Origin of the sequence: Burkholderia sp. Bp9099, assembly GCF_003857805.1 — a bacterium.
Lineage (GTDB): Bacteria > Pseudomonadota > Gammaproteobacteria > Burkholderiales > Burkholderiaceae > Burkholderia.
Genome location: NZ_QTPU01000006.1, coordinates 158,870 through 173,326, shown reverse-complemented (window position 1 = coordinate 173,326; position 14,457 = coordinate 158,870). Strand labels below are relative to the sequence as shown.

At 67.7% G+C, this 14,457-nt stretch carries 13 protein-coding genes; 12 read left to right on the top strand and 1 reads right to left on the bottom strand.

What is annotated here, in order from left to right; all coding sequences use genetic code 11:
* Positions 1-44: 44 nt before the first annotated feature.
* The 8 genes from dapB to DIE17_RS08545 all read left to right on the top strand — a co-directional run bounded on the left by dapB (position 45) and on the right by DIE17_RS08545 (position 8,453).
* The gene (gene dapB, locus DIE17_RS08580; protein ID WP_124488265.1) at positions 45-842 is read left to right on the top strand and encodes a 4-hydroxy-tetrahydrodipicolinate reductase; all 798 of its coding nucleotides are present in this window, start codon (positions 45-47) and stop codon (positions 840-842) included.
* 19 nt (positions 843-861) lie between these two features.
* A complete protein-coding gene (locus tag DIE17_RS08575) occupies positions 862-1,530 on the top strand; it encodes a MotA/TolQ/ExbB proton channel family protein (RefSeq protein WP_044844160.1) in 669 nt (222 codons plus the stop codon).
* Positions 1,531-1,552: 22 nt separating this feature from the next.
* Complete coding sequence (locus DIE17_RS08570) at positions 1,553-2,008, top strand: biopolymer transporter ExbD (protein WP_044844159.1); 456 nt, start codon at positions 1,553-1,555, stop codon at positions 2,006-2,008.
* A 294-nt stretch (positions 2,009-2,302) separates the two neighbouring features.
* Positions 2,303-4,897: a leucine--tRNA ligase gene (leuS, locus tag DIE17_RS08565; RefSeq protein ID WP_124519977.1), complete on the top strand. Its 2,595-nt coding sequence runs from the start codon at positions 2,303-2,305 to the stop codon at positions 4,895-4,897.
* Positions 4,898-4,935: 38 nt separating this feature from the next.
* Positions 4,936-5,490: an LPS assembly lipoprotein LptE gene (gene lptE, locus DIE17_RS08560; protein WP_124519975.1), complete on the top strand. Its 555-nt coding sequence runs from the start codon at positions 4,936-4,938 to the stop codon at positions 5,488-5,490.
* A gap of 18 nt (positions 5,491-5,508) precedes the next feature.
* Complete coding sequence (gene holA / locus DIE17_RS08555; RefSeq protein ID WP_124488266.1) at positions 5,509-6,603, top strand: DNA polymerase III subunit delta; 1,095 nt, start codon at positions 5,509-5,511, stop codon at positions 6,601-6,603.
* A gap of 138 nt (positions 6,604-6,741) precedes the next feature.
* Positions 6,742-8,013, top strand: coding sequence for a glutamate-5-semialdehyde dehydrogenase (locus DIE17_RS08550; protein WP_044844155.1), 1,272 nt, complete (start codon positions 6,742-6,744; stop codon positions 8,011-8,013).
* A 17-nt stretch (positions 8,014-8,030) separates the two neighbouring features.
* On the top strand, positions 8,031-8,453 hold the full coding sequence (locus DIE17_RS08545) for a CopD family protein (RefSeq protein ID WP_124519973.1): 423 nt from the start codon (positions 8,031-8,033) through the stop codon (positions 8,451-8,453).
* A gap of 151 nt (positions 8,454-8,604) precedes the next feature.
* Here the strand turns inward: DIE17_RS08545 and DIE17_RS08540 are convergent, their stop codons facing one another.
* Positions 8,605-9,453 carry a MurR/RpiR family transcriptional regulator gene (locus tag DIE17_RS08540; protein WP_044844153.1) on the bottom strand — a complete coding sequence of 283 codons (849 nt, stop codon included), beginning with the start codon at positions 9,451-9,453 and terminating at the stop codon, positions 8,605-8,607.
* A 293-nt stretch (positions 9,454-9,746) separates the two neighbouring features.
* Here DIE17_RS08540 and edd point away from each other — a divergent pair, with 293 nt between their 5' ends.
* The 4 genes from edd to DIE17_RS08515 all read left to right on the top strand — a co-directional run bounded on the left by edd (position 9,747) and on the right by DIE17_RS08515 (position 14,341).
* Positions 9,747-11,603 carry a phosphogluconate dehydratase gene (gene edd, locus DIE17_RS08535; protein ID WP_124519971.1) on the top strand — a complete coding sequence of 619 codons (1,857 nt, stop codon included), beginning with the start codon at positions 9,747-9,749 and terminating at the stop codon, positions 11,601-11,603.
* A 19-nt stretch (positions 11,604-11,622) separates the two neighbouring features.
* Positions 11,623-12,249, top strand: coding sequence for a bifunctional 4-hydroxy-2-oxoglutarate aldolase/2-dehydro-3-deoxy-phosphogluconate aldolase (eda, locus tag DIE17_RS08530; RefSeq protein ID WP_044844151.1), 627 nt, complete (start codon positions 11,623-11,625; stop codon positions 12,247-12,249).
* Between the two features lie 219 nt (positions 12,250-12,468).
* Positions 12,469-13,830: a GntP family permease gene (locus DIE17_RS08520; RefSeq protein WP_044844150.1), complete on the top strand. Its 1,362-nt coding sequence runs from the start codon at positions 12,469-12,471 to the stop codon at positions 13,828-13,830.
* 13 nt (positions 13,831-13,843) lie between these two features.
* On the top strand, positions 13,844-14,341 hold the full coding sequence (locus DIE17_RS08515; protein WP_044844149.1) for a gluconokinase: 498 nt from the start codon (positions 13,844-13,846) through the stop codon (positions 14,339-14,341).
* The last annotated feature ends 116 nt before the right edge of the window (positions 14,342-14,457 follow it).

Here is a 14,457-nt window from a genome sequence, read left to right as displayed (position 1 = left end):
GGCGGCATGCGCCGCCCGCCTTTAGACCTGTCGTGTAGAAAGCCATGAAGATTGCGATTGCCGGTGCATCGGGCCGTATGGGCCGGATGCTGATCGAAGCCGTTCTCAACGATTCCGACGCGCAGCTCGTCGGCGCGCTCGACCGCGCCGATTCGCCGTTCCTCGGCCAGGACGCGGGCGCGTTTCTCGGCAAGGAAACCGGGATCAAGCTGACCGACGACCTCGACGCCGTGTTCGCGCAGGCCGACTATCTGATCGACTTCACGCGGCCGGAAGGCACGATCGCGCACGTCGCGGCCGCGCTGCGCCACGACGTGAAGCTCGTGATCGGCACGACCGGCTTCACCGCCGAGCAGAAGGCCGAGCTGCAGGCCGCGGCAGGCAAGATAGGCATCGTGTTCGCGGCGAACATGAGCGTCGGCGTGAACGTCACGCTGAAGCTGCTCGAATTCGCGGCGAAGCATTTCTCGCACGGCTACGACATCGAGATCATCGAGGCGCACCACCGTCACAAGGTCGACGCACCGTCGGGCACCGCGCTGATGATGGGCGAGGCCGTGGCCGGCGCACTCGGGCGCTCGCTCGACGACTGCGCGGTGTACGGCCGCCATGGCGTGACGGGCGAACGCGACCCGTCGACGATCGGCTTCGCGGCCGTGCGCGGCGGCGACATCGTCGGCGATCACACCGTGCTGTTCGCCGGGATCGGCGAACGGATCGAGATCACGCACAAGTCGTCGAGCCGCGTGTCCTACGCGCAGGGCGCGCTGCGTGCGGTCCGCTTCCTGTCGGCGCGCGGCGCCGGCCTGTTCGACATGCAGGACGTGCTCGGCCTGCGCTGACCCTCACGGGGAAACTCCGATGGCGATTCCCACCGGCGTTGTCCACTACCTCGAAAGCGGCGATGCGATCACGCACGCCGTCGCCTACGTGCTGCTGGCGATGTCCGTCGCCAGCTGGTGCTTCCTCCTCATGAAAGCCTGGCTGCTGGTCCGTGCGAAGCGGCAGGGGCCGCGCGCGCTCGCCGCGTTCTGGCGCGCGCCGTCGCTCGATGCGGGCATCGCCGCGCTCGCCGGCACCGATCGCGAGCGCGTGTTCGTGCCGCTCGCCGAAGCCGCGCGCGATGCGGCCGACGAACACGATCCGGCCGCGCTGGCCGCGCGTGTCGAGCGCAGCGAACGCGTGCTGCGCGCGCTGCGTCACGCGATGCTGCGCTCGCAGCGGCGTCTCGAGTTCGGCCAGGTGCTGCTCGCGTCGATCGGCAGCACCGCGCCGTTCGTCGGGCTGCTCGGCACCGTCTGGGGCATCTACCACGCGCTCGGCAGCATCGCCGCGAGCGGGCAGGCGCAGATCGAGAACGTCGCGGGGCCGGTCGGCGAGGCGCTGATCATGACCGCGTTCGGGCTCGTCGTCGCGATCCCCGCGGTGCTTGCCTACAACATCCTCGGGCGGCTCGTGCGGCAGCTCGCCGAGGAACTCGACGGCTTCGCGCGCGACCTGCACGTATTCGTGTGCGCGCAGGGCGCCTGACGCGCGGCCGGGAGGAACGACCATGGCATTCGGCGGGCTGGAGCACCACAAGACGTCCGCGCCGATGGCGGAGATCAACATGACGCCGCTGATCGACGTGATGCTCGTGCTGCTCGTCATCTTCATCATCACCGCGCCGCTGATGACGCACGCGATCCGGCTCGACCTGCCGAAGGTCGCGGCCGGCGTTGCGCGCGACACGCCGCAGTCGGTCACGCTGTCGATCGACGACGCCGGCAAGCTCTACTGGGACGACGCGCCCGTCGCACTCGACGCGCTGCCGGCGCGCTTCCGGGCCGCCGCCGCGGGCGCCGCGCCGCCCGAGCTGCGGCTGCGCGCCTCGCGCGCGACCCGCTACGACGTGATCGCGCAGGTGATGGGCGCCGCGCAGGCCGCCGGGCTCACGCGGATCGGCTTCGTCACCGACGTGCCGCCGGCGGGCGCCGCCGCGCCGGCCGCCGCGGGCGCGACCCGCTGACCGGCTGACGCACCGGGCGCTCGCGCCATCCGTGTCGTCCCGCAGGCAAGAATGCGGGCCGGCCGGCGAGACCGGCCGTACCGCCCGCCACGAACGGTATAATCGTCGTTTTCGCCCGGTTGGCAGGGTTTCGCCGGGTAACCTGGAGACCCTCCGGGTTATCCGGCGAATATCCGGATCATGAGGCAGGCACGAGAACCGTGAGCCTGCCCCCGCCGCCGGGCTGCCCGATTTCGTCCACTTCCGCGTGCCCGCCTCGTGGCGCGCCGCTTAAAGCCTAGTCCGAACCACACCATGCACGAGAGATACGTACCCGCCGACGTCGAAGCCGCCGCTCAGGGCGACTGGCGCGCAGCCGATGCCTACAAGACGAAGGAAGATTCGCAGAAGCCGAAGTTCTACTGCGTGTCGATGCTGCCGTACCCGTCCGGCAAGCTGCACATGGGTCACGTGCGCAACTACACGATCAACGACGTGATGTACCGCTATCTGCGGATGAACGGCTACAACACGCTGATGCCGATGGGCTGGGACGCGTTCGGGATGCCGGCCGAGAACGCCGCGATGGCGAACGGCGTGCCGCCCGCGAAGTGGACCTACGACAACATCGACTACATGAAGGGCCAGATGCAGTCGATGGGCCTCGCGATCGACTGGTCGCGCGAGATCGCGACGTGCAAGCCCGACTACTACAAGTGGAACCAGTGGCTGTTCCTGAAGATGCTCGAGAAGGGCATCGCGTACAAGAAGACGGGCACCGTGAACTGGGATCCGGTCGACCAGACCGTGCTCGCGAACGAGCAGGTGATCGACGGCCGCGGCTGGCGTTCGGGCGCGCTCGTCGAGAAGCGCGAGATCCCGATGTACTACCTGCGGATCACGCAGTACGCGGATGAACTGCTGAACGACCTCGACGGCCTCGGCTGGCCCGAGCGCGTGAAGATCATGCAGCAGAACTGGATCGGCAAGAGCTTCGGCGTGAACTTCGGCTTCCCGTACGAACTCGACGGCGAGCAGAAGCTGCTGCGCGTGTTCACGACGCGTGCCGACACGATCATGGGCGTCACGTTCTGCGCGATCGCGGCCGAGCACCCGCTCGCCACGCGCCTCGCGCAGGGCAAGCCGGAACTGCAGGCGTTCATCGACGAATGCAAGCGCGGCGGCGTCGCCGAGGCCGATGTCGCGACGATGGAGAAGAAGGGCGTCGCGACCGGCTTCTCGGTCCAGCACCCGCTGACGGGCGAGCCGGTCGAGGTGTGGATCGGCAACTACGTGCTGATGAGCTATGGCGAAGGCGCGGTGATGGGCGTGCCGGCGCACGACGAGCGCGATTTCGCATTCGCGAAGAAATACGACCTGCCGATCAAGCAGGTGATCGCGGCCGAAGGCCGGACGTACTCGCTCGACGCATGGCAGGAGTGGTACGGCGACAAGGAAGTCGCGACCTGCATCAACAGCGGCAAGTACGACGGCCTCGCGTACGGCGCGGCGGTCGACGCGATCGCGGCCGACCTGAAGGCCGGCGGCTTCGGCGACAAGCAGGTCACGTGGCGCCTGCGCGACTGGGGCGTGTCGCGCCAGCGCTACTGGGGCACGCCGATCCCGATCATCCACTGCCCGTCGTGCGGCGACGTGCCGGTGCCGGAGCAGGATCTGCCGGTCGTGCTGCCGGAAGACCTCGTGCCGGACGGCTCGGGCAACCCGCTCGCGAAGTCGGAAGCGTTCCTGAACTGTTCGTGCCCGAAGTGCGGCGCGGCCGCGAAGCGTGAAACCGACACGATGGACACCTTCGTCGATTCGTCGTGGTACTTCTCGCGCTACACGGCGCCGGACGCCGAGACGATGGTCGACGCGCGCACCGATTACTGGATGCCGATGGATCAATACATCGGCGGCATCGAGCACGCGATCCTGCACCTGCTGTATTCGCGCTTCTGGACCAAGGTGATGCGCGACCTCGGCCTCGTGAAGTTCGGCGAGCCGGCGAAGAACCTGCTGACGCAGGGCATGGTGCTGAACGAGACGTTCTACCGCGAAGACGCATCGGGCAAGAAGACCTGGTACAACCCGGCCGACGTGACCGTCGCGTTCGACGAGAAGGGCCGCCCGGTCGGCGCGACGCTGAACGCCGACGGCCAGCCGGTCGTGCTCGGCGGCATCGAGAAGATGTCGAAGTCGAAGAACAACGGCGTCGATCCTCAGGTGCTGATCGACCAGTACGGCGCCGATACCGCGCGCCTGTTCACGATGTTCGCCGCACCGCCCGAGCAGCAGCTCGAATGGTCGGGCGCGGGCGTCGAAGGCGCGAGCCGCTTCCTGCGCCGCGTGTGGAGCTTCGGCGCGACGAACCGCGAAGCGCTCGCCGCGCGCGCGGGCTTCGACGCGGCCGCGCTCGGCGATGCCGACAAGGCGCTGCGCCGCGAGATCTACAGCGTGCTGAAGCAGGCCGATTTCGACTACCAGCGCCTGCAGTACAACACGGTCGTGTCGGCCGCGATGAAGATGCTGAACGCGATCGACGGCGCGAAGGGCGCGACGCCCGGCGTGCTGCGCGAGACGTACGGCGTGCTGCTGCGCGTGCTGTACCCGGTCGTGCCGCACGTCACGTTCGAACTGTGGAAGGCGCTCGGCTACGCTGACGAATTCGGCCCGCTGCTCGACGCCCCGTGGCCGAAGGTCGACGAGGCCGCGCTCGAGCAGGCCGAGATCGAACTCGTGCTGCAGGTGAACGGCAAGGTGCGCGGCGCGCTGAAGGTCGCGAAGGACGCGAGCCGCGAGGCGATCGAAGCGGCGGCGGTGGCCGACGAAGCATTCGCGAAGTTCAGCGACGGCAAGCCGGCGAAGAAGATCGTCGTCGTGCCGGGCCGCCTCGTGAACATCGTCGTCTGACGGCCGTTGGCCGCCGGGCGCACACAGAAGGAGCGAAGGTGATCCGCAGATCGTTTTTGATGCTCGCCGTCGGCAGCGCGCTCGCGCTGTCGGCATGCGGTTTCCAGTTGCGCGGCCAGCAGGACTACGCGTTCAAGCGCCTGCTGGTGGCCGGCGCGCCGGCGCCCGTCGAGGCGCGCCTGGTGCGCCTCGTCGAGGCCGGCAGCGACACGAAGATCGTCAAGTCGGCGGACGACGCCGATGCCGTGCTGCGCATGTGGGAGTCGCGTGGGCAGAACACGCTGACGCTCAACAAGTACGGCTCGGCGCAGGAATACGCGCTGTTCTATACGCTGAACTACACGCTGACGAGCAAGGACGGCACCGTGCTGATCCCGCCGAGCGCGATCGCGCTGAACCGCGCGATGACGTACAGCGACCAGTACACGAACGCGAAGGCGCAGGAAGCCGAGATCCTGTACGGCGACATGGAGAACGACGCGGTCGACCAACTGATGCGGCGTCTCGCGATCGTCCACACGCTGACGCCGGCGCCGGAAGACGTGGTGCCGGGCGTTGCACCGGGCGCACCGCTGCCGCCGCCGCCGCTCTGATCGCCGGCGCACGTATCGATGCAATTGCGACTTGATGCGCTGGAGCCGCACCTCGCGAAGGGGATGGCCGGGCTCTACACCGTCTACGGCGACGAGCCGCTGCTCGCGCAGGAAGCGTGCGACCGCATTCGTGCGGCCGCGCGCGCGGCCGGCTTCACCGAGCGTTCGGTGCACACGGTCGAGCGCGGTTTCGACTGGAGCGTGCTGCTCGGCGCGACCCAGGCGATGTCGCTGTTCGGCGAGCGTCAGCTGATCGAGCTGCGCATTCCGTCGGGCAAGCCCGGCAAGGAAGGCGCCGACGCGCTGAAGACGCTCGCGGCCGCACCGAACCCCGATGCGCTGATGCTCGTCACGTTGCCGCGCCTCGACGCGGCAACGCAGAAATCCGCGTGGTTTACCGCGCTGCAGAACGGCGGCGTCGCGCTGAAGATCGATCCGGTCGACCGCGCGCAGCTGCCGAACTGGATCGGCCAGCGTCTGTCGATGCAGGGCCAGCGCGTCGCGCCCGGCGACGACGGCCGGCGCGCGCTGCAGTTCATCGCGGAGCGTGTCGAGGGCAACCTGCTCGCCGCGCACCAGGAAATCCAGAAGCTCGGGCTGCTCTATCCGCAGGGCGTGCTGACGTTCGAGCAGGTGCACGACGCGGTGTTGAACGTCGCGCGCTACGACGTGTTCAAGCTGAACGAGGCGATGCTCGCGGGCGACGCCGCGCGGCTCGCGCGGATGATCGACGGGCTGAAGGGCGAGGGCGAGGCGATCGTGCTCGTGATGTGGGCCGTCGTCGAGGAACTGCGCACACTGCTGCGGATCAAGCGCGGCACGACGGCCGGCAAGCCGCTGGCCACGCTGCTGCGCGAGAACCGCGTGTGGGGGCCGCGCGAGCGGCTGATCGGCCCCGCGTTGAACCGCGTGTCGGAAGGCGTGCTCGAGAAGGCGCTCGCGTTCGCCGCGAAGCTCGACCGGCAGGTGAAGGGGCTGTCGGCCGTCACGCCGGGCCGCCGCACGCAGGACGAGCCGCCGCCCGATCCGTGGGACGGCCTGTTCCAGCTCGCGATGACGGTGGCGGGCGCGCGCGGCGAACGACCGCCGACCGCGGGTCGCGTGCGGCGTTAAGCCCCGTCCGGGCCTTCAGCGCACGCATCGCAACCCGCTTACAATATTTCGATAGCCGGCGCGGCCTTCCTGCCGCCGCGCCTCACGCTTCTCCACGAATTCATGCCGCGCCAAGCGGCTCGCTTCTCGAGTCACACGATGGATATCGACCAGTACATGACGGACCTGGGCCGCCGTGCCCGGCACGCTTCCCGCGCGATGGCGCGCGCCAGCACGGCGGCGAAGAACGCGGCGCTCGACGCCGTGGCCCGCGCGATCGAGCGCGACGCGCAGGCGCTGAAGGACGCGAATGCGCGCGACGTCGCCCGTGCCCGCGAAAAGGGGCTCGATGCGGCGTTCATCGACCGCCTGACGCTGTCGGACAAGGCGCTGAACACGATGGTCGAGGGCCTGCGCCAGGTCGCGTCGCTGGCCGATCCGATCGGCGAGATCGGCAATCTCAAGTATCGCCCGAGCGGAATCCAGGTCGGCCAGATGCGCGTGCCGCTCGGCGTGATCGGCATCATCTACGAGTCGCGTCCGAACGTGACGATCGACGCGGCCGCGCTGTGCCTGAAGTCGGGCAACGCGACGATCCTGCGCGGCGGCTCCGAGGCGCTCGAATCGAACGCGGCGCTCGCGAAGCTGATCGGCGAAGGGCTCGAGGCGGCCGGCCTGCCGCAGGACGCGGTGCAGGTCGTCGCGACCGCCGATCGCGCGGCGGTCGGCAAGCTGATCACGATGACCGAATACGTCGACGTGATCGTGCCGCGCGGCGGCAAGAGCCTGATCGAGCGCCTGATCAACGAGGCGCGCGTGCCGATGATCAAGCACCTCGACGGCATCTGCCACGTGTACGTCGACGATCGTGCCGATCTCGCCAAGGCACTGACGGTGTGCGACAACGCGAAGACGCACCGCTACGGCACCTGCAACACGATGGAAACGCTGCTCGTGTCGGGCGGCATCGCAGCCGCGCTGCTGCCGCCCCTCGGCAAGCTGTATCGCGACAAGCAGGTCGAGCTGCGCGTCGATGCAGCCGCGCGCGCGGTGCTCGCCGAGGCGGGCGTCGGTCCGCTCGTCGACGCGACCGACGAAGACTGGCACACCGAATATCTCGCGCCGGTGCTGGCGATCAAGGTCGTCGACGGCCTCGACGCCGCGATCGAGCACATCAACCATTACGGCTCGCACCACACCGATGCGATCGTCACCGAGGATCACGACCGCGCAATGCGCTTCCTGCGCGAAGTCGATTCGGCGAGCGTGATGGTCAATGCGTCGACGCGCTTCGCGGACGGCTTCGAATTCGGCCTCGGTGCGGAAATCGGCATCTCGAACGACAAGCTGCACGCACGCGGCCCCGTCGGCCTGGAAGGGCTCACGTCGCTGAAGTACGTCGTGCTCGGGCACGGCGAAGGCCGCCAGTAAAGCGAGGCGCACAACCGATGGCAATGCTCTGGGTCAAGACGTTCCATATCGTTCTGATCGCCGCGTGGTTCGCGGGACTGTTCTACCTGCCGCGCATCTACGTGAACCTGGCCATGGAGACCGATCCGGCCGCGGTGCGGCGCCTGCTGCTGATGGCGCGCAAGCTGTTCCGCTTCATGACGATGATCGCCGTGCCGGCGCTCGCATGCGGGCTGTGGCTGTGGCTCGTGATCGGCATCGGCCAGGGGCAGGGCTGGATCCATGCGAAGGTGACGGTGGTGCTGCTGCTCGTCATCTACCACGCGTATTGCGGGCACCTGCTGAAGATGTTCGAGCGCGGCGAGAACCGTCGCACCGACAAGTGGTATCGCGTGTTCAACGAACTGCCGGTGCTCGGCATGCTCGTGGCGGTCGCGCTGGTCGTGATCAAGCCGTTTTGAGCTGAGCGGCCGGTTGGCCGCACCGACTCAAGCGCAACGGCGCCCCGCGGGGCGCCGTTCTTCGTTTACGTGCGTGCCGGGTAGCGGCTGATGCGCCGGACCGTGCGTCGGTTCTGCATCGCTCATGCGCCGGCGGGGCGCCGTGCGTGGGTCAATCCTTCGTGCCGTCGTCGATCCGGCGGCGCGTAATCGCTTCCTTCGCGCGGCCGACGCGCTCCATCAATGCGGGCCCGCGCGACAGCGCGACGCCGACCGCGAGGATATCCCCGATCGCGAGATGCGACATGCGCGACGTCATCGGCGAGAACACGTCGGTTTCCTCCGCGACGTTCGACGCGAGGCTCACCGTCGCGAGCTTCGCGAGCGGCGAATGGCTCTGCGTGATCGCGACGACCTTCGCGCCGCACGCGAGCGCGGAGCGCGCGGCCTCGACGATGTCGCGCGTGCGGCCGGTGTTCGAGATCGCGACGACGACGTCGTGCGGCCCGAGCAGCGCCGACGACATCGAGAACGTGTGCGGGTCCGAATACGCGACGCTCGGCACGCCGAGCCGGAAGAACTTGTGCTGGATGTCCTGCGCGGCGATGCCGGAGCCGCCGGCGCCGTAGAACTCGATGCGCGACGCGTTCGACAGCAGCGCGATCGCGTCGGCGACGCTGCCGGCCGACAGGCTGTTGCGCACCTCGATCAGCGCGCCGATCGTGCGGTCGAACACCTTGCCGATGATGCCGGGCGCGGGCTCGTCGGGCTCGACGTCGCGATACACGGACGACACGCCCGGCGCGACGCTCTGCGCGAGCCGGATCTTGAATTCGCGAAAGCCGCTGCAGCCGAGCGCCTGGCAGAAGCGCGCGATGGTCGGCTGGCTGACGCCCGCGCGGGTCGACAGCTCGGTCATCGCGAGGTCGAGCACCTCGCGCGGCGCGGCGAGGATGTAGTCGGCGAGCTTGCGCTCGGACGGGCGCAGGTCGGCGCGGATCGCTTCAATGCGAGGCAGCATGGGACGGCGGATGGAAATCGGGTTCGGATGAGCGAGTGTATCGCAATCGAATTGTAGAAAATCTACATGAAAATGCTAGCTCTATCGTCGGCAATTTCTGCAGTGGACGATGCCGTGGATTAGGGTTTTCACTAGGAAAGCCTTGCTGGTGGCGGGGATGTGAGTTGCGCGTATGCTGATCCGCATTGCGCGCTTGTAGTTTTTCTACTAGACTGACTTCGTTCGTTCGATGCACTCGACCGTCCCCACGATTCCAACCGCCGGTGTCCGTCCGGCATACAGGAGCGCCCAGCATGACGTCGCTGCACCCCACCCTGGCGAAAGTCACCGATCGCGTGATCGCCCGCAGCCAATCGACCCGTTCCGCCTATCTGCAGCGCATCGACGGCGCGCAAGGCAAGTTCCCGGCGCGCGGCGCGCTGTCGTGCGCGAACCTCGCGCACGGCTTCGCGGGTCTCGAAGGCAGCGACAAGTTCCAGATCAAGGCGATCCGCGAGCCGAACATCGGCATCGTGTCCTCGTACAACGAGATGCTGTCCGCGCACGCGCCGTACAAGGATTTCCCCGACATCATCAAGGCCGCCGCGCGCGAGAACGGCGGCGTCGCGCAGTTCGCGGGCGGCGTGCCGGCGATGTGCGACGGCGTCACGCAGGGCAACCCGGGCATGGAGCTGTCGCTGTTCTCGCGCGAGGCGATCGCGATGGGCACCGCGATCGCGCTCACCCACAACATGTTCGACGCGGCGCTCTGCCTCGGCATCTGCGACAAGATCGTGCCGGGCCTCCTGATCGGCGCGCTGCAGTTCGGCCATCTGCCGACCATCTTCGTGCCGGCCGGCCCGATGACGAGTGGCCTGTCGAACGACGACAAGGCGAAGATCCGCCAGCAGTTCGCGACCGGCCAGGTCGGCCGCGACGCGCTGCTCGAAGCGGAATCGGCGGCATATCACGGCCACGGCACCTGCACGTTCTACGGCACCGCGAACAGCAACCAGATGCTGATGGAGCTGATGGGCCTGCACCTGCCGGGTTCGGCGTTCGTCCATCCGCACACGCCGCTGCGCGACGCGCTGACCGCCGAAGCCGCGCGCCGCGTGCTCGACCTGACGGTCGAGCGCGGCCACTACACGCCGATCGGCCACGTGATCGACGAGAAGGCGATCGTCAACGGGATCGTCGCGTTGCTCGCGACGGGCGGCTCGACCAACCACACGCTGCACCTCGTCGCGATCGCGCGCGCGGCCGGCATCCTGATCGACTGGAACGATTTCGACGAGCTGTCGGCGGTCGTGCCGCTGCTCGCGAAGATCTACCCGAACGGCAAGGCCGACGTGAACCACTTCCACGCGGCGGGCGGCGTCGCGTTCCTGGTGCGCAACCTGCTCGAGGGCGGGCTGCTGCACGAAGACGTGACGACCGTGGCGGGCAAGGGCCTGTCGCACTACACGAAGGAGCCGAAGCTGATCGACGGCAAGCTGACGTGGGTCGACGGCACGGCCGAGAGCCACGACACGAAGGTGCTGCGCGGCATTCGCGACCCGTTCCAGCCGGACGGCGGCCTGCGCCTGATGCAGGGCCGGCTCGGCCGCGGCGTGATCAAGATCTCGGCGGTCGCGCCCGAGCACCGCAAGGTGACGGCGCCCGCGATCGTGTTCGATTCGCAGGAAGCCGTGCAGGAGGCCTTCGATCGCGGCGAGCTGAAGCGCGATTTCGTCGCGGTCGTGCGCTTCCAGGGCGCGCGTGCGAACGGGATGCCCGAGCTGCACCGTTTGACGCCGCTGCTCGGCGTGCTGCAGGATCAGGGCTTCCACGTCGCGCTCGTCACCGACGGCCGCATGTCGGGTGCGTCGGGCAAGGTGCCGGCCGTGATCCACGTGTCGCCGGAAGCGCTGCTGGCCGGCCCGCTCGGCAAGGTGAAGACGGGCGACACGCTCGTGATCGACGCGGAAGCCGGCATCCTCGACATCGAGGTCGACGACGCCGAGTGGCAGGCGCGCCCGGTCGCGCAGCCGCTGCACCAGGCCGACAACGAAACGGGTTTCGGGCGCGAACTGTTCGGCGTGTTCCGCGCGGCGGCCGCGCCGGCCGAGCAGGGCGCATCGGTTTTCGGGACGCTGGTCGGCGAAACGGCCGTCAGCGTCGCTGCATGAATTTCAAGGAGTGTTCCAGATGAAGACGATTGCTGAAATCGTGAAGCTGGGCCCGGTGATTCCGGTGCTCGCATTCGACTCGGTCGAGCAGGGCGAACACGTGTCGCGCGCGTTGCACGCGGGCGGCGTCAAGGTGCTCGAGATCACGCTGCGCACGCCGGCCGGCCTGGAGGCGATCCAGCGCGCGAGCCAGCTCGCGGACGACATCGTCGTCGGCGTCGGCACGATCACGAAGCCCGAGCACTGCGAGCAGGCGAAGCGCGCGGGTGCGAAGTTCGGCGTGTCGCCGGGCCTGACGAAGGACCTGCACCTCGCGTCCCTCGACGCCGGCCTGCCGCTGCTGCCGGGCGTGATGACGCCGAGCGACATCATCCAGGCGCTCGAGTTCGGCTACGAGATCGTCAAGTTCTTCCCCGCGCAGCAAGCCGGCGGCGTGCCGATGCTGCAGGCGTTCCACGGTCCGTTCCCGGCGCTGAAGTTCTGCCCGACGGGCGGCATCACGGTCGACACCGCGCCGAATTTCCTGAAGCTGCCGAACGTCGTATGCGTCGGCGGTTCGTGGCTCACGCCGAAGGCCGCGCTCGCCGCGCAGGACTGGGCCGAAGTCACGCGCCTCGCGCAAGCCGCGAGCCAGCTGCCCCGTTAAGACTTGTACGAAACGAACGTTTGACCCTCGGTAAGCGAGCGCTTAGTGCTTGTTTTACCGAGGGTTTTTGCTGATGGAACCGGTTCTATCCGCGGACCGTAAAGATAAGTAAAATTCAGCGTCCTCGCGGGGTGGGAACCCCCGTGTTTCGGAGACCTGCATAGCCGGGCATACTCGCAACAACTCGCCCGGTTCGAACAATCCTAGGAGGAGTGCCACATGGGGGCTGTCCAAGGCAGCATGCTGCTCATTTATACCGTGATCGCGATCGTCGCGCTGATCGTGATGATCGCGCGGTTCAAGATCTATCCGTTCCTGGTGCTCATCATCGTCTCGCTCGGCCTCGGCCTCGTGGTCGGGATGCCGATGGACAAGATCGTCAAGTCGTTCGAGACCGGCAACGGCAACACGCTCGGCCACATCGCGGTGGTCGTCGGCCTCGGCACGATGCTCGGCAAGATGATGGCCGAATCGGGCGGCGCGGAGCGGATCGCGACCACGCTGATCGACTGGTTCGGCGAGAAGAACATCCATTGGGCGATGATGTTCGTCGCGATCATCGTCGGCCTGCCGGTGTTCTTCGAAGTCGGCTTCGTGCTGCTGATCCCGATCGCGTTCAACGTCGCGAAGCGCACCGGCAAGTCGCTGCTCGTCGTCGGCCTGCCGATGGTCGCGGGCCTGTCCGTCGTGCACGGGCTGATTCCGCCGCACCCGGCCGCGCTGCTGGCCGTCCAGCAATACGGTGCCGACATCGGCAAGACGATCGCGTTCGGCCTGATCGTCGGCGTGCCGACCGCGATCGTCGCGGGCCCGCTGTTTGCGCTGATGATCTCGAAGTTCGTCAAGCTGCCGGAGAACAATCCGCTCGCCGCGCAGTTCGTCGAATCGCACACGGAAGGCAAGCAGCGCGAACTGCCGAGCTTCGGCATCACGCTGTTCACGATCCTGCTGCCGGTGATCCTGATGCTGGTCGGCAGCTGGGCCGACCTGATCTTCACGCCGAAGTCGCTGCCGAACAGCCTGCTGCGCTTTGCCGGCAACTCGGACGTCGCGCTGCTGATCGCCGTGCTGGTGAGCTTCTTCACGTTCGGCAAGCTGCAGGGTTTCAACCGCGACCAGATCCAGAAGTTCTGCGGCGAGTGCCTGGCACCGATCGCCGGCATCACGCTGATCGTCGGTGCGGGCGGCGGCTTCGGCGGCGTCCTGCGCGACAGCGGGATCTCGCAGCAGATCGTCGAGACCGCGAAGCACGCGCACCTGTCGCCGCTGCTGCTCGGCTGGTTCGTCGCGGCGCTGATGCGTCTCGCGACGGGTTCGGCGACGGTCGCGATGACGACGGCCTGCGGCATCGTCGCGCCGATCGCGGCGGCGTCGGGCGCGGCGGTTCGTCCGGAGCTGCTGGTGCTCGCGACGGGCTCGGGCTCGCTGATCTTCTCGCACGTGAACGACGGCGGCTTCTGGCTGATCAAGGAATACTTCGGGATGACGGTTGGTCAGACGTTCAAGACCTGGTCGCTGCTTGAAACCATCATCTCGGTGCTCGGTCTGAGCTTTACGCTGCTGCTGAGCGTGGTTTTGTAACAAGGGGTAGTCAATGATTCTGATCGCAATGGGCGTGTCGGGCGCGGGCAAATCGCGAATCGGCGAAATGCTGGCAGAACGCCTGTCGTGCAGCTATACCGACGGCGACGCGTTTCACAGCGCGGCGAACAAGGAAAAGATGCACAACGGCATTCCGCTGACCGACGACGACCGCTGGCCGTGGCTGCGCACGATCCGCGCGGCCATCGAGGAAAAGCAGCGTGCCGGCGAGACGGCCGTGTTCACGTGCTCTTCGCTGAAGCGGTCGTACCGCGACGTGCTGCGCGGCACCGACACCGACGTGCGGTTCGTGTATCTGAAGGGCTCGTTCGAGGTGTTGCACGAGCGCCTGAAAAGCCGCACCGGCCATTTCTTCGATCCGTCGCTGCTGAAGAGCCAGCTCGACACACTCGAGGAGCCGGGCCCGGACGAGGCGATCGAGGTCAGCATCGAGCTGACGCCCGAACAGATCGTCGATCAGGTGATGGCGAAGATCGGCCACGCGCACTGAGCGCGGTTCGCGGCAATCGTGATGCCGCAGTGAGACAGGCGCCCCTCGGGGCGCCTTTTTTCGTCGAGCGCGCGCGAGCCGCCAAAGAAAAAGCCCGATGCGAGCAATTTCGCATC